This is a genomic window from Chromohalobacter sp. 48-RD10 (genome assembly GCF_029889785.1).
GTDB lineage: Bacteria > Pseudomonadota > Gammaproteobacteria > Pseudomonadales > Halomonadaceae > Chromohalobacter.
On record NZ_JARANX010000007.1, the window covers coordinates 130,079 to 153,309 of the forward strand.

A 23,231-nucleotide genomic window follows, 5' to 3' on the forward strand; every position below is an offset into this window, starting at 1 on the left:
GAAGCCTTCAGAAACAACAACGCGCGGCCAAAGCCGCGCGTCGCGATATCTGCTACTGGCGCTCACCACATCACGGACAGGGTCCACTTTGCAGATTGGCCTGAGTCACGTTGCTGCCCGGCTCCACGCTACGCGTGAGCCACACATTGCCCCCGATGATCGAGCCCTTGCCGATAGTGATACGTCCCAAAATGGTCGCCCCGGCATAGACGACCACATCGTTCTCGACGATGGGGTGGCGTGGCAGGCCTTTTTCCAGATGGCCGCGCTCATCCGACGGAAAGCGCTTGGCCCCCAGTGTCACGGCCTGATAGAGGCGCACGTTATTACCAATGACCGCGGTTTCGCCGATGACCACGCCAGTGCCATGGTCGATGAAGAAACCCTCGCCGATAGTGGCCCCCGGGTGGATGTCGATGCCCGTATCCGAATGCGCGATTTCCGCGATCATCCGCGCCAGCAACGAAAGATCCGCCTGGTAGAAGTAGCTGGCGATACGGTGATGGATGACCGCATGCACCCCCGGATAGCACAGCAACACCTCATCGACGCTACGCGCCGCCGGATCGCCATGGTAGGCCGCCATCACATCGGCATCGAGGCGGCGGCGAAGCTCGGGCAAGTCGGCCGCAAACTCCTGCACGATTTCCACCGCACGCGCCTGGGTGTCACTGGCATCGTGCCCCAATTGCCGGGCGATGTATTTCAGCTCCAGGCACACTTCGTGGCATAACGCATTGAGGGTAGCATCCAGCGTGTGGCCGACGTAGAAGTCCTCGCTCTCGCGACGCAGATCACTAGGGCCGAGACGCATCGGAAACAACGCCCCGATCAAGTCATCGGTAATGACACGAATGGCACTCCGCGACGGCAGTTCACGACAGCCACGCTCGCGCGAGCGCCCATGACGCTCGCGCCAGGTTTCGCGAGTAGCTCTCAACTGCGTCACGATTTCCTCAAGCTGCCAATCGACGTTATGCATACCTCACCGTGTCCTCAATGAATGCGAGTGTCTCATGATAAGCCGCCTCATGGTCGAGTGCGACCTCAATGTCGCATACGAGTAGACCATGCCCACCACACACGCAACTCCTTGAGGGGACCATGAAAAATGCCCTTCCTCGTAGGCGAGAAAGGGCATGCAATACGCCGAGACCAGTCTCTCAGCGCCCCAATAGTGAGCGGACGTCTTTCGCCTCCCAATGCGGGAAATATTTTCTAACCAAGGCATTGAGTTCGACCTCGAAGGCCTGCCAATCCACCTCGCCGGTGCCCGTGCCGACACCTTCGGCCGCGCCGCGTACCATCCCCGCGCCCACGGTGACGTTGGTCAGCCGATCGATGACGATGAAGCTGCCGGTGCCAGGGCTCACGCGGTAATCGTCCACCGGCAGCGTGCCGGCCACTTCGATGCGGCAGCGACCGATGGCGTTGAGTCCCAGGGTCTCGGCGCGGTGATGCTCGAGCGTATTGACGTCGATCTGGTAGTCGATCTGGCTTACCTTGCCGGCGAGATCCTGCGTCGCGAGCTTGAGGTCATAAAGCCGGCCGGTCTCGAGAGCGGTGTCGTGCATCCACACGATATCGGCCTCGAAGGCGTCGGCCAACGGCACCTCGGCGTCGGCGGCGACCAGCCAGTCGCCCCGCGAGATGTCGATCTCATCACTCAGGGTGACGGTGATCGCCTGCCCCGGATAGGCCATCTCGAGATCACCGTCGAAGGTGACGATGCGTTCGACCGTGGCGTGCTTGCCCGAAGGCAGCACCTTGACGGCCTGGCCGGGCCGCAGGATGCCGGCCTCGAGCGTGCCGCAGTAGCCGCGGAAGTCGAGGTGCGGGCGATTGACGTACTGCACCGGCAGGCGCAGATCCGTCAGATTCTGATCGTGGGTGATCTCGACGGTCTCGAGCAGTTCGAGCAACGGCGTCCCCGGTTGCCCATCGACGCGGTACCAGGGCATGTTCTCGCTGCGATTGACGACGTTGTCGCCTTCCAGCGCGGAGAGCGGCACGAAGTGGATGTCCGGCGCGTTGAGCTTGGCGGCAAACTCACGGTATTCGGCGACGATCTCGTCGAAGCGCGCCTGGGAGTAGTCGACCAGGTCCATCTTGTTGACCGCGATTACCAGGTGCTGGATGCCCAGCAGGTCGGCGATGAAGCTGTGCCGCCGGGTCTGGGTCTGCACGCCGTGACGCGCGTCGATGAGGATCACCGCGAGGCTGGCCGTGGAAGCGCCAGTGGCCATGTTACGGGTGTACTGCTCGTGGCCCGGCGTGTCGGCGATGATGAACTTGCGCTTATCGGTGGAGAAATACCGATAGGCGACATCGATGGTGATGCCCTGCTCACGCTCGGACTGCAAGCCATCCACCAGCAGCGCCAGGTCGACTTGATCGCCGGTGGTGCCACTGGTCTTGGAGGCCTGGGTGATCGCCGCGAGCTGATCCTCGTAGATCATCTGGGAATCGTGCAGCAAACGCCCGATCAGGGTCGACTTGCCGTCATCGACGCTCCCGCAGGTGATGAAGCGCAAGAGATCCTTGTTTTCATGCTCGTGCAGGTAGGACTCGATATCGTCGGCGATCAGCGATGACTGGTGTGACATTAAAAGTACCCTTCGCGTTTTTTACGCTCCATGGACCCCGCCTGGTCTTTGTCGATGGCGCGGCCGGAGCGTTCGCTGGTCTTGGTCAGCAGCATTTCCTGGATGATTTCGGGCAGCGTGGTGGCGTGCGATTCCACGGCGCCGGTGAGCGGGTAGCAGCCCAGCGTACGGAAACGCACCCATTTCTCTTCGGGGACTTCGCCTTCTTCCAGCGGCATGCGGTCGTCGTCGACCATGATGTCGATGCCGTCACGCTCGACCACCGGGCGCGGGGCGGCGTAATACAACGGGACGATGGGGATCGATTCGAGGTAGATGTACTGCCAGATATCCAGCTCGGTCCAGTTGGAGAGCGGGAAGACGCGGATCGACTCGCCCTTGTTGATCTTGCCGTTGTAGATGTTCCAAAGCTCCGGGCGCTGGTTCTTGGGGTCCCAGCGGTGGTGCTTGTCGCGGAAGGAGTAGACGCGCTCCTTGGCACGCGAGGCTTCTTCGTCGCGGCGCGCGCCGCCGAAGGCCGCATCGAAGCCGTGCTTGTCCAGGGCCTGCTTGAGCGCCTGGGTCTTCATGATGTCGGTATGCTTGGCACTGCCGTGATCGAACGGGTTGATGCCCGCCTCGACGCCTTCCGGATTGATGTGCTCGATCAACTCCATGCCCACTTCGTCCGCCATGCGGTCGCGAAACTCGATCATCTCGCGGAACTTCCAGGTGGTGTTGACATGCATCAACGGGAACGGCGGCGTGCCGGGATAAAACGCCTTGCGCGCCAGATGCAGCATCACCGACGAATCCTTGCCGATGGAGTACAGCATCACCGGATTGGCGAATTCAGCGGCCACCTCGCGGATGATACGGATCGACTCCGCCTCGAGCTGCTTCAAGTGGGTCTGGCGTTCGGGTGAGATTTCAGACATCTGAAAAACCTTGGTTGTTAGGAACGGGCGTTGAGGCCATTTGAAAGCCAGAGATCGAAGAAGTAAGACGTAAGAGGGAAGACGGAAGAAGGAAGGCGTAAGACATAAGAAGGAAGGGAAACCAACGGCCACGCCCCCGTCTTCTGTATTCTTCCCTCTTCTAACTTCCAGCCGCGAAGCGGCGCTTTTCCATCTCCCGGCGAAGCCGGGGTCTTCCCTCTTCTAGCTTCCAGCCGCGAAGCGGCGCTCTTCCGGCTTTAGATTTCCTTTTGGCCCGCTACTCTACGCATCATAGCGGTCACGGTATCTAGAGACATATGATAACGTCAAAGAATTAAGGACTATCTTTTAAGCACAAATAAGAATAAAAAAGACTCGAACGCGACGCCATCGAACTCAGCCAGAGGGATCGACGCGCTCAACCCAGGTCGACAGCCTCTGCCCATCCAGGTCGACGATCCGAAAGCCGGGGCGGGACGCTTCGTCGAGCGTGAAATCGTCTTGCCGAGGAAGAAACTGATCGGCAGTGGCGGGACAGCCGTAGACGGCAATGTCGCCATGTCGTGCCGCAAAGGCCTGGTGAATATGCCCACACAGCACCGCTCGAACCTGAGCGTAGGCGGCCAGCGTCTGCCATAGCGCCTCGCGGTCCGCCAGGCCCAGCGCATCCATCCACGCCGAGCCGATTTCCAGCGGCGGGTGGTGCATGGCCAGCAACATGGGACGGTCATCTTCCTCTAGACGCACGGCAAGGTCCTGCAAGGCGGCTTGGCCCAGCTCTCCGCTCGCCTGCCCGGGTACGCGGGAATCCAGCAGCAATAACCGCCACTCGCCGAGGTCGAGTTCATCATGGAAAGGATGCAGCTCTTCCATGAATTCGGGGTGGTCATGATTACCGGTCATCCAGAACCATGGACATTCGAATTCAGCGAAAACCTCGAAGGCATGGCGATATGCGGCCGGGGATTCATCATGCCCGATGTCGCCGCTGACCAGCACGATGTCAGGACGCAATCGGCGTGCCTGAGCGACGACAGCACGCAACTGGCGCAACGGGTAGCCAATACGCGAGCGTGCCTCGGGATTTGCGCAAATATGACAATCGCTGATCTGAATCAGGCGCATCACGGCAGCTCCGGCATGTCCACGGTCAGCCCGTGGGCCAGCCCATGTTCCAACCACTCACCCAAGAAACGATTGAGCTGGAGTTTTTCGTCGGGCTGATGCATGCGCGCATTGGGGTAGCGATACCGGCCATGAAAATGTCGTTGGCGCTGAAAGTCGGTGACTTCCGCCATGCGTGCATCGTGATACAGGTGCACGCGCATGCGGGGCGACTCGATGATGCCATCCAGCACACCACTCTGAGAGACACGGCAAATGGTGGTGTAAGGCGCACATTCGAGCACTTCCAGCCACAACGAGCCGAAGCTGCGATACTCACCGGCCAGGGCGATCTCGCGTGTTTCTCCAGCGCCCATATCACCGAGCAGTCGGCTCAATCGCAGGTAGTTGGCCGTGCATTCGCCTTGCAGGAACTTGAGGTCGTTAACATATGCCGCTTTCGCCATCCTCTACCTCCTTGCCCGTAGCGAGGCGCGCTCGCGTACCAGCCAATTCAACGCGATCAGGGACATCGCATTATCGATGATACCTTGCTCGAGAAGTGCCCAGGTCTGGGCAAAGCTCAGTACGTGGACCTGAATGTCTTCGTTTTCGCTCTCGAGACCGTGCACGCCCCCTACACCATCGCTATCCACCAGCCCGCAGAACAAGGTAACCCGCTCGGTGCAGGCGCCGGGGCTCGGATAGTACGTATACAACTCGATCAACTCGTCGATCTTACAGCCCGCTTCTTCCATGGATTCACGGCGGGCAACCTCGGCGCCGGTTTCGCCCGCGTCGACCAACCCTGCCACGGGCTCCAGCTTCCAGGGACTTAGCGGATCGTCCAGCGCACCGGCACGTATCTGTTCGACGTGCACCACGCAATCACGCTGCGGATCGTAAAGCAGCACGCCGACCGCGTCGTGGCGCACATGGACTTCGCGGATGACCCGCTCGCTCCACTGGCCGTCAAAACGGCGATGCCGATAATGACGCCGCTCGAGACTGAAGAATCCCGACTGCAGCGTTTCATCGAAGCGCTCCTCGACCGACTCATGCGCGTAACGCGGCGTGTAGGGATGAGACTGTTCAGCCATGACGCCTCCTGACAGTAAAGCCATGAACGAGGCGACACGGTGCAAGGCGCATCGTCCCGAACACGGGCACAATGCGCCTCATTATCCCGACGCGGCATGGTGATGCCAACCGCGCCGGCGCTCTTCTATGACAATTCGTCCAATAGCCACCGCGCTTTCTCTCACAACGCCTCATCAGAACCGCGCCCCTTGCGGGCATGTAACGAACGTTTGAATTAATCGCTAAGTCGATTCGTCGTAGTTCGAGTTGTGGTGTCGACGAACCTCGCGCCGGGCAGCGGGGTTGGCGTACCGGCAAGGCTTGCGTAGGGTAAGCATTCCACGCTCTGGAGGTAGGCATGAAAGGCCGCAACATGACCCGCTGGCGCGATCCCGCCAAGGACCCGCGCCAGGAAAAGAAGAGCCCGCTGATCACGGCACAGGGCTATGCCCGGCTCAAGGGCATCCATGAGCATCTGTCCCGCGTCAAACGCCCCGCGCTTTCCACCAAGGTCGGCGAAGCCGCCGCCCAGGGGGACCGCAGCGAAAATGCCGACTACACCTATAATAAGAAAGAGCTCAATCGCGTCATCGCGCGTATCCGCTATCTCGGCAAACGCCTGGATGAGGTGCAGGTCGTCGACCGCCTGCCCGCCGATACCTCGCGGGTATACTTCGGTGCCTATGTCACGCTCGAGGATGAACACGGCGAGGAACTGGCGATCCGCATCGTTGGCCACGACGAAACCGACACCGACAAGCATTGGGTCAGTATCGACGCTCCACTCGCCCGGGCCTTGCTCGGCAAAGGGCTAGACGAAGACGTCACCGTCAACGCCCCCGCCGGCGACACCACCTACGTGATCACGGATATCGCCTACGCCGATCCTGAGAGCTAGGTCATTTTCTGAAAGTCACCTAGCGCTTGATGGCACGGTATACCCTGAACCGCCGATCATCGGCGAGGACCGTGAAGTCACCGAAGGCTTCTTCCAGCAAGCGGGGATATGGCAGGAAGGTGTTGGCCACCAGGATCAGGCTGCCACCTCGTACCAACTTGTCAGGCGCCTCGCGTATCAAACGTGCCGCCGGGCCATAATCGATGGCACGCTCCTGATGAAAAGGCGGGTTACTGACGATGGCGTCGAATTTTCCCGTCACTTCGCTGTAGACATCGCTCTGCCAGGCCTCCCCCGCCACGCGATTGGCCTCTAGCGTGCGACGCGTCGCGGCCACCGCGAAGGCGTTGAGATCCACCGCCGAGACGCTTGCGCCGCGTACGCTGAGCCAGGCAGCGAGAATGCCGTCACCAGACCCCATATCGAGCAGGTGACGCCCCGCCGTGTCGCCGAGGGCACCGGGCAGTGTCTCGAGCAACAAGCGCGTGCCGTCGTCGAGTTTGCCGTGGCCAAACACACCGGGATGGCTCGTCACGCTGAGTCCCGCAGCTTCGAACGTGGTCCAGGCTGCCTCCGGCGACAACGACAGCGGTGCGGTGCGCGTAGCATACAATGTGCAACGCCGCGCGCTATCCACCTTGCGGCAACCAAGCCCCAGCGCGGCCAGCGATTTGAGCACACGCTTGACGCCACCTTGATGTTCGCCGACAACCTGCAGCGACGTGCCTTCGGGCAACACCGCGCACAGCGCCAGCAACCACCACTCGCCTAACGCATGCGTCTTGGGCCAGAACAATACGGCACCCGTGACCGGCGCTTCCAGCACCGGCGCGAGACCATCGTAAACCCGGTATCCTCGAACTCGCCAAGCCTGACAAACCGCCGCATCCGCACTCCACACGCTACCACCGGTCGTTTCCAACCAGGCATCGCGAGGCGGCGCGACCCACAGCCAATCGCGATAGTCGTGAGACTGACGGGCAAGCAACTGGCAAGGAGGCGTCTCCGCACTCATGACACGATCTCCGGTTTGTACAGGGTGTAATGCAGATAACGTCCCAGACGCCAGTGCGGCTCCTGCTGGCAGTAACGACGTTCGAGTTCGATTACCTTCTCGAGCTGCTCCGGCGCAGGGTGGCGTTCCAGAAGGTAGTCGTGAAAGATACGCACGCCCGTCACCGCCTCGATCGACAAGCCTTCCGCCATACTCCATGCGCGTATCTGGGCATCAGTGAGCGGCGAGATCGGCGTCAGACGCTGGCGTTTCCCGAGCCCTTCCAGCCGATCATCGAGCGCCTTGTCCAGGTTGCCCTTGATCACGTTGGAGAACCGCAATGCATCGCGGTTGAAGACCATCAGCGACAGATAGCCCCCCGGCGCCAGCAGTGTGGCGAGTTGTGCGAAAGCGGCCTGTGGCGCCGCCAACCATTCCAGAACCGCGTGGCACACGATCAGCCCCCACGGCCCCGGCGCACGTTCGGGCAGCGTCTGCCAGGTGGCATCGACGGACGTGACAGCCAGATCGCCCATGCCCGCGATGGCACGTTCGCGCATGTCCCGCGAGGGTTCGACCATGGTGACCGTATGGCCACACTGCGCCAGCCATATGCTCATTTGGCCCAGGCCGGCGCCCACATCCAATGCGGGCCGGCCATCGGTGGGCAATTCGCTCGGTAACACATGCCCCAGCACCGCTAGACGAATTGCACCTCGCGGCGTCCCGTAGAGGCTACGTTCAAACTTGTCGGCCAAGCCGTCGAAAATCCGGTCGCTGTTGACCAATGACATCCCCTACGCATCCAGTCCGCTTAAAATGTCGGCGAATGAAGACACTTTTCCGTCCAAAGCCTGGCACTGGAATGTAAAAAAGGAGTAGTCTAGCGCTACTGTCCGTATGCCTCCAGCCCAGACCACGTGGGGCATTCACGCATAAAGCATAGCGTCGGCCCGATATGCATGACGCCACTTGATCGCGCTTCGGCCGGTGGCCGGTGAAATAGCGCCATTTCCACGCCTTCGCGTGGACGTCGTAGAGGACACGAGACCTTGGCCCCACATACCTTGCCTCCGTCGCTGACCGAGTTGCTGGAAGTATCAGGCATCGCACTCACGATTGCCGATGGTGAGCAGCCCGGCTATCCCTTGATATTCGTCAATCATTCCTCGCTGGAGCGTGCCTATAGCACCTGGCTCGTCCACCAGGCCGCGCGCACCGCTCAACGCTTTCAAGCCTGCCACATGGCGGTCACCGTAAGCATCAACGTCACGCGCGATCAGGTGGAATCCGGTCAGCTCGCAGAGGACATGGTGCAGGCACGCAAGCGCCATGCCCTCGCCGTTCCTCAATGTGGAGGTCATGGAAACAGCCCAATTCCATGACATCGACCTGGCCTACAACCAACTCCAGCACGCACGACGACTCGGCGCCCAGATCGCCTTCGACGACTTCGGCTCCGGCGTCTCATCGCTGACATACGCAAGCCAGCTTCCCATCGATATCGTCAAGATCGACCCGGAAGCCATTCGCCATCTCGTCAAGCGTCCGCAACAGCGTCGTTTCGTCAGCGGTATCATCGACATGGCACATGCCATGCAACGCATCGTGCTCGCCGAGGGCGTCGAAACGCCCGATCAGCTCGATGTACTGCGCCATATGGGCTGCGACATGGGTTTATCCTGAGCCCCGGGACGCTTATACTACCCGCCCCGCTTAGCCCCTATAGCTCAGCTGGATAGAGCGTCCCCCTCCTAAGGGGAAGGCCTCAGGTTCGAATCCTGATGGGGGCACCATTAAAATCAACAATTTATCACCCACCCCGAGCTTCAAGACCCCTTCAAAATCGCTTCCGACCCCAACAGCGACCCCAACAAGATTGCTGAGTAGACCTACTTCACGATGAGCGTTACCTCTCTGGTGCACCGCAAGTGACCAGCAGGTTCAGCACCTTGAAGACCTACGCTCGACCGGTGCTCGGCTCCATGCCGGTGGACCAGGTCACCACTCAGGACGTCCTGAAGATCCTATCGCCGATCTGGACCAGCAAAACCGAGACGGCCAAGCGGGTACAGGGGCGTATCGAGAACGTCCTCGACTATGCTGCTGCGCACAGTTACCGAGATCCAGTAAATCCTGCCCGCTGGCGCGGTCACCTCGATATGCTGCTGGCCAAACCATCGCGCGTTAAAAACGTCAGTCACCACCCAGCTATGCCTTATGATGAGGTGGCAGTCTTTATGGCTACCCTCCAGGGATATACCAGCATTTCCTCTAAGGCACTGCAGTTCCTAATCCTCACGGCGACACGCACTTCGGAAGTACTGCGCGCGGAGTGGTCAGAGTTCGACCTCGAGAACGAGACCTGGACTATTCCAGCTGACCGCATGAAAATGCGTCGTCAGCACCGCGTACCGTTATCCAAGCAAGCGATGAAGCTGGTGTTACTGCTTCCACAGGTCAAAGGCAATCCGTACGTCTTTCCCGGGACTCGCTATGCCCGCCCTCTCTCGAACATGGCCATGCTGCAATTGATGCGAGGAATGGGCTATGGTCCAGAAGGAAAGCCAGGCAACTACGTCCCTCATGGCTTTCGCTCTAGCTTTCGTGACTGGACGGGCGAGGTTACCAGCTATCCGCGTGACGTCGCGGAAAGGGCGCTTGTCCATACTATCGAGAACAAGGTAGAAGCGGCCTACCGTCGTGGTGATCTGCCCCGCTGAAAACGGACACTCGGTTAAGCACTGGTTTTGAGCTCGTAGTCCATGGGACTCACATAGCCCAAAGCACTGTGACGTCGACGGCGGTTGTAATCAACTTCAATATATTCGAACACCTGTTGGCGAAGCTGATCCCGGTTCATTATTGGCTCGTAGTGAATCGCTTCGATTTTCATTGAATGGAAGAAGCTTTCCACGTAGGCATTATCCCAGCAATTGCCTTTACGGCTCATACTTTGACGCAGCTGGTGGGTTCGCAACCGATCCTGATAGGCATGGGAACAGTATTGGCTTCCCCGGTCGCTGTGGCAGATCACTCCGGCGGGGAAATTGCGTCGCCACAGTGCCATCTCCAGCGCGTCACAGACCAGATCTGCCGTCATTCTGGTGTTCATGGACCAGCCGATGACAGAGCGCGAATACAGGTCAATGATGACGGCCAGATACAGCCAGCCTTCGGAGCTCATCAGGTGCGTGATGTCGCCAGCCCACTTCTGGTTTGGGGCGGTCGCTTCAAAGTCCTGCTCCAGCAAGTTGGGCGCCACAGGCAAGTGATGATCGCTGTCTGTGGTGGCGACAAACTTGCGGGCGGCCTTGAGCACCAGCGCCTGGCGTCGCATGCTGGCCCCAACCGTTTTGACATCATACCGATATCCGTCAGCGGCCAGCGTGGCTTGGATACGACGAGCCCCGTCGCGCTGCTTACCCTGGCAAAACGCTTCTTTCACGCGGCGATCAAGCCTTTTCCGAGCCTGCTCCAATTGGCTGGACTGCAAGCGCGTCTTCTGCCATGTGTAATACCCACTTCGCGACACCCCGAGCACAGACGCCATCCGGGTTACGGAAAACCGGCCACTGTGCTCATGTATAAAGTTGTAGCGCTTCACTTTTGGTTCTTGGCGAAGGTAAGCGATCCACGAACCCCACTAACTCAGAGCGGCAGCGTCTCTTTCCAATGCCAGGGCATCAGCGCATCGAGGTCGTCATCTTCAGCGAGCGTCGGCAGGGTGTCGAACACGAACTGCAGGTACTCGTAGGGTGAGAGGCCGTTGACCTTGGCCGTTTCGATCAGACTGTAGATGGCTGCACTGGCGTGGGCGCCGCGCGGCGTGTGGCTGAAGAGCCAGTTCTTGCGCCCCACCACGAAGGGCCGGATGGCGTTTTCGGCCGGGTTGTTGTCCAGCGGGATCAGACCGTCGTCGAGGAAACGCGTCAGACGGCCCCACTGACCGTCCAGGTAGTGCAGCGCTTTGCCCAGGGCGCTCTTGGGGAGTACCTGGTTGACTGACTTGTCGAGCCACGTCCGCAACTGCTGAATCAAGGGGCGGCTCTTATGGTCCCGCAGCGCTTGCCGAGCCTCGGGCGTCATGCCTTGGGCTTGCTTCTCCACGGCGTAGAGCTTGCGGATCTGGTTGATCGCCCAGTCAGCCTTGCCGGTCTTGCCCTTGGGCTGGGCCTTTTGCGCTTCGACGAATTTACGTCGCGCGTGCGCCCAGCAGCCGGCATGAGGGATGCCGTTACGGCGCACCACCTCGGCATAGCCTTCGTAGCCATCGGTGATCAAACGACCGGCATAGTCCCCCAGCAGGCGCACGGGTACCCGCCCGGCGCGGCTGGCATCATAGTCGAACAGCACGATCTGTTGACCTGGCGGCCCCCCGCGCTGTAGCCACATGTAGGACGTTGAATTCGCTGCTCGGTCGGCTTCTTGATTGACCTGTAGCGTCGTTTCATCCATGTGAATCAACGGCGCTTGAAGCAGGTGCTGGCGTAGCGCTTCGATCAGCGGTGTGAGTCGTTCACCGGCCTGGACCATCCAGCGCGCCAGGGTGTTGCGCGGGATCTCGACGCCATGGCGAGCGAAGATCTGGTTCTGCCGGTAGAGCGGTAGCGCATCCTGATATTTGGCGGTGGCTACGTACGCCAGCAGCGTGGCGCTGGCATTGCTTTTGGGCAGTAACTTGGCCGGCGCCGGGGCGATCTGTACGCCGTCTTCGCAGCTTGGGCAGGCATATTTGTGTCGCACATGACGAATCACTTCGATGCGCGCTGGCACGACGTGGAGCTCCTCGCTGACCTCCGCGCCGATGACCTTGAGCGCGGTGTCGTCTTCGGCGCAATGGCGGGCCTCCTCGGGAAGCTCGTGGACGACCTCGACGCGCGGAAGTTCCGGCGGTAAGGCAATGCGACCGCCGCGGGTGCGGCGCTGGGCCGGTTGACGAGAGGCCGTCTCGGCGTCTTCAGCGGAGGATGCATCGGCCGAGAACGCCTCATCGGTCGAGGCATCTTCCTCATCGACCGCCGCTTCGGCTTCGTTGATGAGAAGATCCCCTTGCTCGATGCGATACTTCTCGGTGGAGGGGCCGAATTGACGCTCGATGGCCAGCCGAAATTGCTCGAATAGCGATTGCTTGGTGGCTTCCCACTGGGCCTCTTTCTTCTCCATCACTTGATGAAGACGCGCAATCTCTTCCTGCTGAGAACGCACTTGTTTCTGCAGCTGAGAGACGGTGGCAGAAGCGGGGGAGGCCGAAGAAGTCATACCACTATTTTACCGAATTCGGCGGCATAAGGGGAGTCAAAAGGCTACCCCACCGACTGAAAATCCAGCACCTGATGAGGCTGCATGACATTCAGATCATAACCATCGAGCAGCCAGTTCAACTCCTGGCCTGAGAGCGTGACCGTATCGCCTGCTACCCGGTCGGGCCACTTGAAGCGTTCGCGTTCCAGGCGCTTGTACCAGACCACGAAGCCGTTGCGCTCCCAGAACAGCAACTTCACCTTGTCGCGTTGGCGGTTGCCGAACACGAACACCGCCGCTTCGAACGGGTTGAGTTCCATGGCCTCCTGAACCAGCAGTGCCAGACCATCGATTTGCTTACGCATATCGACCGGCTCGCGGCAGAGGTAGACGCGCAGTCCGGTATCCGGCCGGATCATGAAGCCACCTCAACAGCGACGAAACGCATCGGCCGATGACGTGGCGGCACGGGTATATTCTGCACCGCCAGGCGCTGCTCCCAAGCCAGCAGTGCGGCCAGATCGAGGCCTTGCTCCTCGGCATAGGCGCTCAAGGCCAATTGCCGGGACGAAGCATGAAACAGATGGCCCAGCCAGTAGGCCTGCGTGGTCGTCAGCTCGTTCATGGTGTTCTCCTCTTCATCAGAGGGCACCAGTTTGCAGAATCCGGCTCAGCTCAAGAAGATGGGTTTTGTGGACCGCTTACCAAAGTTAATATATCTAAACGAGAAATGCAAAGAATATCATGACGACTACATTTCCCATAAAAAAAGCAACCCACATAATGCTAGCAGCATTCTAGCCGACCTCGACAGTGAAGGGATCATCCCTGAAAATACTGCCAGAAGAATCAGCAATAAAATAAAGCCAGATTATGAGACAATCAATCTTTCCGAGTAGTATTAAACTTCCTTGGCCTGCCTCTACGTTCAACCACCTCGGGAACTTTATGAGCCGAGCGAAACCAGCTCCTCTCGCCGGGAGCTTCTGAAGCCATCACATAGTCCGTCTTGGTCATGTACCCAATTACCATATTCACCAAATACTCTTTTTTCGTATTGTCATAATAGTTCAGCGTACCGATACCCAAATATCGATATTCATGTTTATGTCGATTGCAATTATAATACCTACCTTCACTATTCAACACTACTTGATTTTTCCAGTATTCACCTAGCATCTTAGCCAGGATAATATCCTCACGATGCCTTGACCCATCGAAGAGTACCACAACATGAAAATGAAATCCACTTAATAAACCATACTCTAACTTAGCCAGATACCCTACAACACCGGGAGCGATAACCCCATCATTCATATCTTGGCGAAACATACCCCAATCTTTTTTAACATCTGATAGTGCACCTATAAAATCAACAATATCTACATATTTCCCCTTACGGTAGCTTAGATCCAGCCGAACAACCTCTAACCGAGCATATTTATCCATCAGAGAATGAATAAGTCTCTTAGCACCTCTCTTGCGCCCTCTTTTTGCATTACCCATCTTGTGTAAATACCGCTTCATCTGCTCACCTTGCATTACTCCACGGATCTTGGCCACAGCAGAGTCAAGCTTATCCTTTTGATCATCAGGATCGTAATCTCCAAAGGCCTCTAACCTCAACTCCCTCCAAGCAGTATTGAATGCCTCAACATAGGGGTGGCTATTGAAAAACATCTCCTCCTTGAATCCGTAACTATTCTTTTTAATTATAATTTCAATCAACTTTTTTCCAGACAAACTGGATGACCTAACGTACAATGTGCCACCCTTTCCTCTATGAACCTCAAATGGCACCTCATCTACCTCAAGCAAACGTGCCACTACCGCTTTCACCTCCTTGAAGTAAGCAACAACTTCTTCATTAAAGACACTCCTACTTTCATCAGAAACATCGTCAATGAGAAGCTCGCATTCTGGCCATTCTTGAGACACTCTCTCTTCTTCTTTAGAAACTCTCATAGGCACCTCTTGCAGCCAGGCTGCAACTCTTTTAGGATGAAGACTCTATCAAACCATATCTTCATAACTTACCATCCCTAAGTACCCCTAAGTACCCCTAAGTACCCCTAACACTTCTAACCTTCTAATTCTAATATTCTAATAACATATACTCCATAATTAAATAGAGCTCATGGAAGTCAAAACCTTGCAGACAGCAACATAAGCAACCTACAAAATACAGAAAGGCATAAAAAGTTAGTATCATAAAACACTATCCTAGATTCTCAAAGCGAGATATCAGACATGCATAGCACTCAGAATGCCAACCCCAGCACCGATTAATAACAAGCTTATTTTTCATCACTTGCGATTTTCTATTATAGAATCAATCCACGTATCTACCTCTGATTCCACCCAAGCAACCGACACACGACCTAGCTTAACTTGGCGAGGAAATTCTGGATCATAGTACGGCGATTTAGGATCTAGCTTATTGTAGACGCTTGACCTAGAAAGCCCAGTCTTCTGCATTACGCTTTTCAATTTGATAAGGACTTGGTTGCTCATCATCAGGCTCCTCGTGAATTCGACGAGGCAAGGATGGCAAAGGCATCCAAAGCTTGCACCTGTTAACAGATGTTAGGCTACATGTGGATCTCAAGACACACTGCGGCTGTTTTGACGTTAGTCGGTCTTCTGCCCTTATCAGAAAAATGCCATACCGGTACCTAACAGCAGGAATCAGACTCTACGTACCACTGTCAGGGCATCGCCATAACGGTAATGGATCCATCCCACAAAGCAACCAAAGGGCCAACACACCGTATTATTAAAAAAAATAATGGATACATATAGTCCCACAAGGTCCAAACGAGTTCATTGATTTCCTATAACATCTAATAATTTAATCCTCATACTTGTTGTTATGATAAAAACAATTCACTACACATCGCTGCTAAACCTGCTAAATTTAGCATCGTTAGCAACCGGGGAGATTAGATGATGAGCGACTTTGTAGATGACAGCACTGACACAACGCCCCTTCCTCCAAGTGACAGACTATCAATCCTGGATGTGAACAATGCTTCCGCCTGGCCGCGCTATAAAGAAGGCTCTATATTCGAATCAACTGTAATTGAAGTATCTAAATCAATTGAGGTCGCTGATGAAATGGCTCGAACATCGGCGCTAAGTGTAATGGCCACTGCCTGCCAAGGCCTAGTCGACATAGAGTTTCCTAATGGAAAACAAGTACCTACTTCTTTGATGACTTTAACCATCGCTAAAGGCGGAGAGCGTAAAAGTGCTGTTGACTCATGGTTTTCCCAACCATTACTAGATTTTCAAATCCAGAAGGAGAGAGACGCAGAATCTCAGGAAAGCGCCAATACCCGTTTATATAAAAATTGGAGGATAAAGGAAAGGGCACTTGAAAATTCTTTGGACAAGGCATTCCGTGGAAAATCGGATGACCTAGAGATTAAAAATATTGAAAATCAGCTGCTCTTATTAAAATCGCAAGAACCATGCCCACCACGCGACATAAAAGTATATTACGAAGATGCAACACCAGGTGCATTAGCTCAAAGCCTGTACAAGAAATTACCAATTGCATGCTTGGCTTCCAGTGACGCTGGAGATTTACTAAACGGACCTACATTTAGGGACCAGTCTCTTTTCAACTCTCTCTGGACTGGATCTTCATTTTCAGTAGACCGATCCAGCACGCCCAGCTTCACTCTACACCAACCAAGGTTAACCGTTTTATTGATGTTACAACCGGTTGCTATAGAGAAATTTTTAAAGAAAAAGGGTTATGAAGCACATGGTAATGGCTTTCTATCACGATTTCTCGTCGTAAAGCCAAAAGAAATGGCAGGGAAACGTACAGGTGACATGCCCCCTGTTCCTGACGAAATAAAATCGAAATTTTACGCGAGAGCTAATGAGCTTATATCTCGTTCGGTGGATCTCTTTGAAAAACAAGAAAAGCGATACACGTTAAAACTCAGCTCAAAAGCAAAAAACACATGGAAGAAAAAGTTTGATTTGATCGAAAAACAAATGTCAAAAGGAGGCATTTATTATCATGAACAAGAGCATGCATCTAAGCTTATGGATAACATAAGCAGAATTGCGGGAGTTATTCACACCTTCGAAGGTTATGAAGGAGACGTCACCTCTGAAACAATTGAGTACGCCTACAGACTTGGCCGTAAATATTCTCAACAATATCTTGACAACGTATCTCCAGAACCCGAAGTGGTTAAGCTAACCAATTTATTGGTGCAAGACATACAAAAACTAGCGACATTAAATTACGACGGATTTATGTTCAAAAAATCGTTGATTCAACAACGAGGAGCAGGAATGTTAAGAGATACCGATTCAAGGCAAATGGCTTTTGATATGCTGGAACAGCTTGGACACCTTAGGTGTCCAAGTCATCATGGAGGCGAGTATGAGTTCAAAATGAAAGTCTGGACAACGTTCGAGCCTGAGATCAGGAATGGTGAGGAATATACAATCAGCGAGCTCCCTCTATGGGAGCAACATGAACTAAAATCACCGGTAGGTAGCGGAAGATACATTCCTACACTTACCGTCCCTGAAAAGTATGCAAAAAATCATTAATAAATAATAAAACATGACGGAAAAATAATTAAAATTAGGCGTGTCGCATAGTTAAAAACAGCCGCCTGAAATAAATAAATTTCAGATCCATATCACTCCTGTGAGCCAAGCCCTCCCCGGGCTTTCTTCACCGCCACAGGAGTCGTGATATGGCCCCACCTTGCATGCGCTGTCATTCACAGCACCTCATCAATCTCGAGACGGCCCGCAAGCTCGGCATCGCTGCCGGTGCGCTGGCCGGCAGTCTCAAGAGCGTCTATGGATCGCTTTACGCCGTCAGAGTGCCGACGGTGCCGTCGCCGCACCTGCCGCTCAGTCGCGTGGCGAGTGCGGTCATTGCCGGCGCCTCCGGTGGTATCGCCGGTGCTGCGGCCGGCAACCAGATGGTTCGTCATCTATTGCCCCCCGGCGAAGGGTCCCCCTGGCTCTGTCTGGGCTGTGGCCACACCTTCCGCGTGCTGGACTGACACTGTTCTTTCCCCCTTCACCCGCCGGCGCTCTGCCGGCTTTTTTTCGTTCAGGAGCTTTCTCATGGCCCATCAAATCGAGCACATGGCTTACGTCGGCGATACCCCCTGGCATGGTCTGGGGCAGCAGCTGTCCCGCCATCAACCGCTGGACGTCTGGCGGCAGCAGGCCGGCATGGACTGGCACATCGAGGCATCGCCGGTGCGTTTCATTGCCGACTCGGCATCACATCTAGGCAGCATCCATTCCTTCCCCGAGCAGAAGGTGCTCTACCGTTCCGACACTCAGGCCCCGCTGTCGGTGGTGTCTCAGCGCTACAAGGTGGTGCAGCCGGAGGAGGTCCTGGCGTTCTACCGCGACCTCACGGAATACGCGGGCTATGAGCTCGAGACCGCCGGCGTGCTCAAGGGCGGTCGCAAGTTCTGGGCCCTGGCCCGCAGCGGGCTGGGCGGTGCCTTAAAGGGGCAGGATCAGATCAACGACTACCTGCTGCTGGCTACGTCGTGTGACGGCTCCCTGGCCACCGTCGCTATGCCGACCTCGGTACGGGTGGTCTGCAACAACACTCTGTCCATTGCTGTGGATGGCATGTCGCAAGGCGTGAAGGTGCCCCACAGCACCGAGTTCCGTCCTCAGTTGGTCAAGCAACAGCTGGGCCTCTCGGTCTCGCAGTGGGACGACTTCATGGTTCGCATGAAGACCCTGGCCGAGCGCAAGGTTAGCCAGGCGGAAGCCCAGACGTATTTCCAGTCGGTCATCTGCAATACCGACGGCCCACTGGACGACCCTTCTAAGCTGCCCAATGTCCGCGCCCTCAATCGTGTCCAGAAGCTTTACCAGGGCGAAGGGCGTGGCTCGCAACTGTGCACGACGCAAGGCACCGCCTGGGGCCTGCTCAACGCGGTCACCGAGTACGTCGATCACGAGAAGCGCGCCCGCAGCAACGACTACCGCATGGACTCTGCGTGGTTCGGCCAGGGAGCCCACCTCAAGGACAAGGCGCTGGAGTCCGCGCTTGCGCTGGTGGCCTGATCGGCCGCGAGCGCTACGACACCGGCGGCACGTCACACAGCCCCATTCATTTCCATCACGACAGTGCGCCCGGCCCTTTTCAGGCCGGGCGTCGCTGTTTCTGGAGGTATCAATGCAACCCCGCATGACGTCCGAGACCTACCGCGTCCTGACTCGGTTGACGCGTCAACTGTTGAAGGCCAGGGAACACACGACGGACACCCACGTGCTGGCCGAGGGCCGTCTCTACCGCGTGGCCGTGTCCCTGGAACCGGTCCCTGCCGACCAGCTCGATGATGTCATCAATCGCTATCGCTAACGGAGGCTGTCATGGCAACCCCCATCAAGCCCAATGCCAACGGTCAGACGCCGGTGGCTCAGTCCGATCAGGACAGCACCGCGATCATTCAGGTGATCGAGCGGGCTGCCCTCAATCCCGACGTCGATATCGACAAGATGGAGCGTCTGCTGCAGATGCAGGAACGCGTGCTGGATCGCCAGGCGCTCATGGCCTACAGCGCCGCCATGGCGGCCATGCAGACCGAACTGCCGAGCATCGCCGAACGTGGCCAGGGAAACAACGGCCACTACGCCACGCTGGAGGACATCGTCGATACCGTGCGCCCGATCATGCAGAAGCACGGCTTCGCGGTGAGCTTCCGTATCCAGACCCAGGAGCGTGCGATTCAGGTCACCGGCGTGCTGATGCACCAGGACGGCCACCGGGAAGAGACCAGCATGCTGCTACCGGCGGACGTCAGCGGCAACAAGAACGCCGTCCAGGCCTTCGGTTCGTCGACCAGCTATGGCAAACGCTATGTGCTCTGTGCCTTGCTCAACATCACGACCCGGGGCCAGGACGACAATGGACATGCCGCCGTCTCGGTGACGCGCGTGACCGCGTTGCAGGCGGGCCAGATCAGGCAACTGATGGGCGCCTGCCCGACGGCTACCCAGGAGTGGTTCGTCGGCAAGTATGGCGATGCCGAGCAGGTGCCGCGCAGTGATTTCGACAAGTTGCGCGCATCCCTGCAGAAGCGAGCCCAGCCCTACTCACAACCTCACTGACCGGCCGCGAGGGACGCCCCTCGCGGTCTATGCCGCGTCATCGAACAAGGAGATCGTCATGCAGATCCTGACATTGGACCAGGGCACGCCCGAATGGCATGCCGCACGTCTCGGCATCGTCACCATGTCCGAGCTGAAGACATTGCTGGTCAAGGGCAAGGGGCCGGGAGGCCTTGGCAGCGGGGCACTGAGCTACATGCATCAGTTGATCGGTGAGCGCATCACCGGCGAGCCCTCCGATGCCTTCCAGGGCAATGCCCACACCCAACGCGGCCACGCACTGGAGCCGGTGGCCCGCGAGCTCTACCACGAGGCGACGGGGCTGCCGCACCTGAAGCAGGTCGGCATCATCCTCAATCACGGCGTCGGCTACTCGCCCGACTGCCTGGTGGACCGCAACGGTCTCGCCGAAATCAAGACCAAGCTGCCCAAGTACCAGATCGAGTTGCTGCTGGCCGGTGAGCTGCCCCCGGAACATGTCGCCCAATGCCAGGGCGGCCTGTGGGTCAGTGAACGGGAGTGGATCGATTTCGTCAGCTATTGGCCGGGGATGCCGCTGTTCGTGAAACGCGCCTATCGGGACGAGGCGATGATCCGCACCATCGCCGAGCGGGTCGACGCCTTCCACGAAGAACTGGAGCGCCGCATGGCGCTGGTGATGGCGGCCTGAGGAGAGACACCATGACCCACCGTAAATTGATTGCCGGCGAAGTCGCCGGCACCTATCACGTCACCGAGGCGGTGACCGAAGGCGAGCTGCTGCAGATCGCCAAACGACTCGCCCGGCGCCGACTGGCCAAAGGGCGCAAGATCAACCAGCCAGCCTCGGCCTTCGAGTATCTCCAGGTACTGATGCAAGACTATGAGCACGAGGTGTTCAGCGCCCTGCTGCTGGACAGCCAGCATCGCGTCATCCGCTTCGAGGAGCTCTTTCGCGGTACGATCGATTCGGCCAGCGTCTATCCCCGCGAAGTAGTCAAGCAAGCCCTGACCTGCAACGCCGCCGCCGTCATTCTGGTCCACAATCATCCTTCGGGCGATGCTGCACCCAGCGACGCCGACCGGCGCATCACCCAGCGGCTCAAGGAAGCGCTGGGGCTAGTGGAAATACGGGTGATTGATCATGTGGTCGTCGGAAGCGAGGGATGTGAATCCTTTGCGGAGCTGGGCTATCTGTGACAGCGCGTCACGACATAACGCCGGTGCCACCCCGCTGGGGTGGCACCGGCTTGACGAGCAAGCAGCTTTTACAATTTTCTACCGACATCTAGATGTTGACAGAGCAATCTCTGGTAACATCGTCATCGGCCCAAATTTTTTTTATTTCGCTAGAAAATCTAATCTTCAGATGCTTCCCACAAAAGATTGCATACCTGAAAATTCAAATCGACAAACTCATGCCAACTGTATTGGTCAGCATAGTTTAACTCATACTGCCGATCGACCCGACAAATATCTGGTCGATCAGCGTAAATAGTACAGCTTTTATCGACATCATTGTAATGCTTGCAAGTACCATCGCCCCGATCAAGGGGCTGGGTCTCATCCGACAAGTAGACATGCTGGCAACACAGTCCACACTGGGTGCATGGGAACTTGTTTACCCCGTGATGCATGACGCCAACCATTTTCGCGTACTCTCGGAGCTTCCCATCTCGTAAGGCAACTCTACCCCCCTTTTATCCACTTCGACTTGTAGAAGCGTGCCCCGCTGAATTTCATCGTTACAAGCTACTAACTGCTGCGATAACTCTTCCAGCTCATCTGTATCAAGATTAAATTCCATCTGGCCAAGTTCCATAAGGTACTGATCCAGATCGGCATTAATGGCCTGGAACTTCGCGACCGCGTCGGCATGCGGCATAATTGACTCAATGAACGCCCATACTTTTTTCGCTATACCACTATGGAGCATGAAGTAGCTCAGCCCTAAAGTGACGACGCCGGTTACAAGCGCGCTTCCGAAAGCCGCCAGCTCAGCACCCAGCGGAAAATTGCATATCGGCAATAGTTGAGTATAGGCCACCGACCCTACCGCCGTAGCAGTCCCAATGGAAAGCACAGAGACGACAGCCTTACACAAATCGACAAACCCCAACTGGTCGGGGTTAAAAATAAGTAACTTAATGGCCTTAACCAACTGCCCCCAGACCTCTCGGATGATTTTTACCGCCATGCGCTGCGTTGTAGCAAAAATATTGAAGAGCGTGGTTGTGAAGCTGGCCAATACGCCTCCGAAGACGCCATCCTTGAAGGTCGTAAGAAAGTCCTTGAAGCGCGCCTTTACCCTTTTCCAGATACCTTTCAGTGTCTTGTTGATACTGTCAATAAATGATGAAAAATCGAACTGTTCTCTGCTCTTCTCCAGCAGGGCCGGGACCTGCTCGCGCAGCTCGAACCAGACCTCAGCCATGATCAGCCCCAACATTTGGCGGGTGCCCATCTTCAACCCTGCCACACTTGATGTCTTAGCGTTCTGCTTCAAAAACTTGCTGCTGGTGTAATAGCTGTAACTTACCTGCTCCTCGTAAGGCTTCCTTGCTTCCGCATCCCTTTTCCGCATCTCCTCGGAGTCAATGGACTTTAGCTCCTTGATCGCATTTTCGTTCTTGCGAATCCCGTCTTCAAGTTTTTGAGCTTTGTGTCGCTCCTCGGGGGTATTTTTTGGCATACTTTTCAGCCGGCGGATATCCCTGTCCCGCTTTTCTTCCTTCCGCTCTATGATCTTCGGTAGCTTCCCAAGATATGCATTGATAGGGGTCGCGTTTTTCGACTTGTTGACCGTTTCCTGCGTGGATTGGAGGTTGCTATCCTGATTGGCCAGTTTAACCCCATCCACCTCAGCCAAGATGCGCCCCGGATCATTATGAACTTCTTGGGCACTGATTACATGGTCGAGATTACGCTTTTCTCCCGGCTCCATAGTGGTATTTCGGTAAGTGTCGTAAAGCCCCCCTGCCTGATGCCGTAGCTTGTCAGCCCTCCCAGTCTCTTTAAACCTAGCGTCCTTATGGTACAGGCCGCTGTTATACTTTTCTCGATTTTGATAGCGCTGCTTTTCTCTGTCAGTGGCCCAAACTCCATTGCGCACGTTATGAATGGTATCAACGTCACCGCCTTGTTTGTCCTCAAACAAGAGGAAGTCCATACCAAAACTCGTCACCAAACTGTTGACGACGGTTTTTTCGAGCTCTTTGGCCCAGTTGAAATCTTGCGCTGAAGCGTGCATAAGGAGACTCATGGAAAACAAGGAAAGTGAA

Annotated in this window: 25 protein-coding genes, 1 tRNA gene and 1 pseudogene; 12 read left to right on the forward strand and 15 right to left on the reverse strand. The window is 56.5% G+C overall.

Annotation, left to right across the window (positions count from 1 at the left end; genetic code table 11):
* Positions 1–70: 70 nt before the first annotated feature.
* The 6 genes from epsC to OP496_RS10110 all read right to left on the reverse strand — a co-directional run bounded on the left by epsC (position 71) and on the right by OP496_RS10110 (position 5,727).
* The gene (epsC, locus tag OP496_RS10085; RefSeq protein ID WP_280563501.1) at positions 71–982 is read right to left on the reverse strand and encodes a serine O-acetyltransferase EpsC; all 912 of its coding nucleotides are present in this window, start codon (positions 980–982) and stop codon (positions 71–73) included.
* 181 nt (positions 983–1,163) lie between these two features.
* Positions 1,164–2,606: a sulfate adenylyltransferase subunit CysN gene (gene cysN, locus OP496_RS10090; RefSeq protein WP_280563502.1), complete on the reverse strand. Its 1,443-nt coding sequence runs from the start codon at positions 2,604–2,606 to the stop codon at positions 1,164–1,166.
* The gene (cysD, locus tag OP496_RS10095) at positions 2,606–3,523 is read right to left on the reverse strand and encodes a sulfate adenylyltransferase subunit CysD (RefSeq protein ID WP_280563503.1); all 918 of its coding nucleotides are present in this window, start codon (positions 3,521–3,523) and stop codon (positions 2,606–2,608) included. The genes cysN and cysD overlap by 1 nt, the downstream gene beginning before the upstream one ends.
* A 396-nt stretch (positions 3,524–3,919) precedes the next feature.
* Positions 3,920–4,648 (reverse strand): metallophosphoesterase, encoded by a 729-nt coding sequence (locus OP496_RS10100; protein WP_280563538.1) that lies wholly within the window; start codon positions 4,646–4,648, stop codon positions 3,920–3,922.
* Complete coding sequence (locus tag OP496_RS10105; protein WP_280563504.1) at positions 4,648–5,094, reverse strand: DUF1249 domain-containing protein; 447 nt, start codon at positions 5,092–5,094, stop codon at positions 4,648–4,650. The genes OP496_RS10100 and OP496_RS10105 overlap by 1 nt, the downstream gene beginning before the upstream one ends.
* A gap of 3 nt (positions 5,095–5,097) precedes the next feature.
* Positions 5,098–5,727, reverse strand: a complete 630-nt coding sequence (locus OP496_RS10110; protein WP_280563505.1) for an NUDIX domain-containing protein — start codon at positions 5,725–5,727, stop codon at positions 5,098–5,100.
* A 338-nt stretch (positions 5,728–6,065) separates the two neighbouring features.
* Between OP496_RS10110 and greB the strand changes: the two genes are divergently transcribed.
* On the forward strand, positions 6,066–6,605 hold the full coding sequence (greB, locus tag OP496_RS10115; protein WP_280563506.1) for a transcription elongation factor GreB: 540 nt from the start codon (positions 6,066–6,068) through the stop codon (positions 6,603–6,605).
* A gap of 19 nt (positions 6,606–6,624) precedes the next feature.
* On the opposite strand, the gene OP496_RS10120 is transcribed toward greB, so the two are convergent.
* Positions 6,625–7,620 (reverse strand): class I SAM-dependent methyltransferase, encoded by a 996-nt coding sequence (locus OP496_RS10120; RefSeq protein WP_280563507.1) that lies wholly within the window; start codon positions 7,618–7,620, stop codon positions 6,625–6,627.
* The gene (locus OP496_RS10125; RefSeq protein ID WP_280563508.1) at positions 7,617–8,393 is read right to left on the reverse strand and encodes a methyltransferase domain-containing protein; all 777 of its coding nucleotides are present in this window, start codon (positions 8,391–8,393) and stop codon (positions 7,617–7,619) included. Before OP496_RS10125 ends, OP496_RS10120 begins: the two co-directional genes overlap by 4 nt.
* Before the next feature lie 258 nt (positions 8,394–8,651).
* On the opposite strand from OP496_RS10125, the gene OP496_RS10130 reads away from it, so the two are divergent.
* The 4 genes from OP496_RS10130 to OP496_RS10145 all read left to right on the forward strand — a co-directional run bounded on the left by OP496_RS10130 (position 8,652) and on the right by OP496_RS10145 (position 10,322).
* Positions 8,652–8,984, forward strand: a complete 333-nt coding sequence (locus OP496_RS10130) for a hypothetical protein (protein ID WP_280563509.1) — start codon at positions 8,652–8,654, stop codon at positions 8,982–8,984.
* Entirely contained in the window at positions 8,962–9,285 is a 324-nt protein-coding gene (locus OP496_RS10135; RefSeq protein WP_280563510.1) for an EAL domain-containing protein, read from the forward strand. Before OP496_RS10130 ends, OP496_RS10135 begins: the two co-directional genes overlap by 23 nt.
* Positions 9,286–9,318: 33 nt before the next feature.
* Positions 9,319–9,395: transfer RNA gene (locus tag OP496_RS10140), tRNA-Arg, on the forward strand.
* 156 nt (positions 9,396–9,551) lie between these two features.
* Entirely contained in the window at positions 9,552–10,322 is a 771-nt protein-coding gene (locus OP496_RS10145; protein ID WP_280563511.1) for a site-specific integrase, read from the forward strand.
* Between the two features lie 14 nt (positions 10,323–10,336).
* On the opposite strand, the pseudogene OP496_RS10150 reads toward OP496_RS10145, so the two are convergent.
* The 6 genes and pseudogenes from OP496_RS10150 to OP496_RS10175 all read right to left on the reverse strand — a co-directional run.
* Positions 10,337–11,224 (reverse strand): annotated as a pseudogene (locus tag OP496_RS10150) (IS3 family transposase); the annotation flags it as partial.
* Between the two features lie 26 nt (positions 11,225–11,250).
* Positions 11,251–12,861, reverse strand: a complete 1,611-nt coding sequence (locus OP496_RS10155; RefSeq protein ID WP_280563512.1) for an IS66 family transposase — start codon at positions 12,859–12,861, stop codon at positions 11,251–11,253.
* 44 nt (positions 12,862–12,905) lie between these two features.
* Positions 12,906–13,262: an IS66 family insertion sequence element accessory protein TnpB gene (gene tnpB / locus OP496_RS10160; protein ID WP_280563513.1), complete on the reverse strand. Its 357-nt coding sequence runs from the start codon at positions 13,260–13,262 to the stop codon at positions 12,906–12,908.
* Positions 13,259–13,468 (reverse strand): hypothetical protein, encoded by a 210-nt coding sequence (locus OP496_RS10165; protein ID WP_280563514.1) that lies wholly within the window; start codon positions 13,466–13,468, stop codon positions 13,259–13,261. Before OP496_RS10165 ends, tnpB begins: the two co-directional genes overlap by 4 nt.
* A 257-nt stretch (positions 13,469–13,725) precedes the next feature.
* Positions 13,726–14,808 (reverse strand): inovirus-type Gp2 protein, encoded by a 1,083-nt coding sequence (locus OP496_RS10170; protein WP_280563515.1) that lies wholly within the window; start codon positions 14,806–14,808, stop codon positions 13,726–13,728.
* 342 nt (positions 14,809–15,150) lie between these two features.
* Positions 15,151–15,360 (reverse strand): AlpA family transcriptional regulator, encoded by a 210-nt coding sequence (locus tag OP496_RS10175; RefSeq protein WP_348521325.1) that lies wholly within the window; start codon positions 15,358–15,360, stop codon positions 15,151–15,153.
* A 429-nt stretch (positions 15,361–15,789) separates the two neighbouring features.
* On the opposite strand from OP496_RS10175, the gene OP496_RS10180 reads away from it, so the two are divergent.
* The 7 genes from OP496_RS10180 to radC all read left to right on the forward strand — a co-directional run bounded on the left by OP496_RS10180 (position 15,790) and on the right by radC (position 21,150).
* Positions 15,790–17,424 (forward strand): YfjI family protein, encoded by a 1,635-nt coding sequence (locus OP496_RS10180; protein WP_280563516.1) that lies wholly within the window; start codon positions 15,790–15,792, stop codon positions 17,422–17,424.
* A gap of 149 nt (positions 17,425–17,573) precedes the next feature.
* Positions 17,574–17,891 (forward strand): hypothetical protein, encoded by a 318-nt coding sequence (locus OP496_RS10185; RefSeq protein WP_280563517.1) that lies wholly within the window; start codon positions 17,574–17,576, stop codon positions 17,889–17,891.
* 64 nt (positions 17,892–17,955) lie between these two features.
* Positions 17,956–18,924, forward strand: a complete 969-nt coding sequence (locus tag OP496_RS10190; protein WP_280563518.1) for a DUF932 domain-containing protein — start codon at positions 17,956–17,958, stop codon at positions 18,922–18,924.
* Between the two features lie 112 nt (positions 18,925–19,036).
* Positions 19,037–19,222 carry a hypothetical protein gene (locus OP496_RS10195; RefSeq protein WP_280563519.1) on the forward strand — a complete coding sequence of 62 codons (186 nt, stop codon included), beginning with the start codon at positions 19,037–19,039 and terminating at the stop codon, positions 19,220–19,222.
* Between the two features lie 11 nt (positions 19,223–19,233).
* Positions 19,234–19,971, forward strand: coding sequence for an ERF family protein (locus tag OP496_RS10200; protein ID WP_280563520.1), 738 nt, complete (start codon positions 19,234–19,236; stop codon positions 19,969–19,971).
* 58 nt (positions 19,972–20,029) lie between these two features.
* On the forward strand, positions 20,030–20,641 hold the full coding sequence (locus OP496_RS10205) for a lambda exonuclease family protein (protein ID WP_280563521.1): 612 nt from the start codon (positions 20,030–20,032) through the stop codon (positions 20,639–20,641).
* Positions 20,642–20,652: 11 nt separating this feature from the next.
* On the forward strand, positions 20,653–21,150 hold the full coding sequence (gene radC, locus OP496_RS10210) for a DNA repair protein RadC (RefSeq protein WP_280563522.1): 498 nt from the start codon (positions 20,653–20,655) through the stop codon (positions 21,148–21,150).
* Between the two features lie 421 nt (positions 21,151–21,571).
* On the opposite strand, the gene OP496_RS10215 is transcribed toward radC, so the two are convergent.
* Positions 21,572–23,200: a hypothetical protein gene (locus OP496_RS10215; RefSeq protein WP_280563523.1), complete on the reverse strand. Its 1,629-nt coding sequence runs from the start codon at positions 23,198–23,200 to the stop codon at positions 21,572–21,574.
* Between the last annotated feature and the right edge of the window lie 31 nt (positions 23,201–23,231).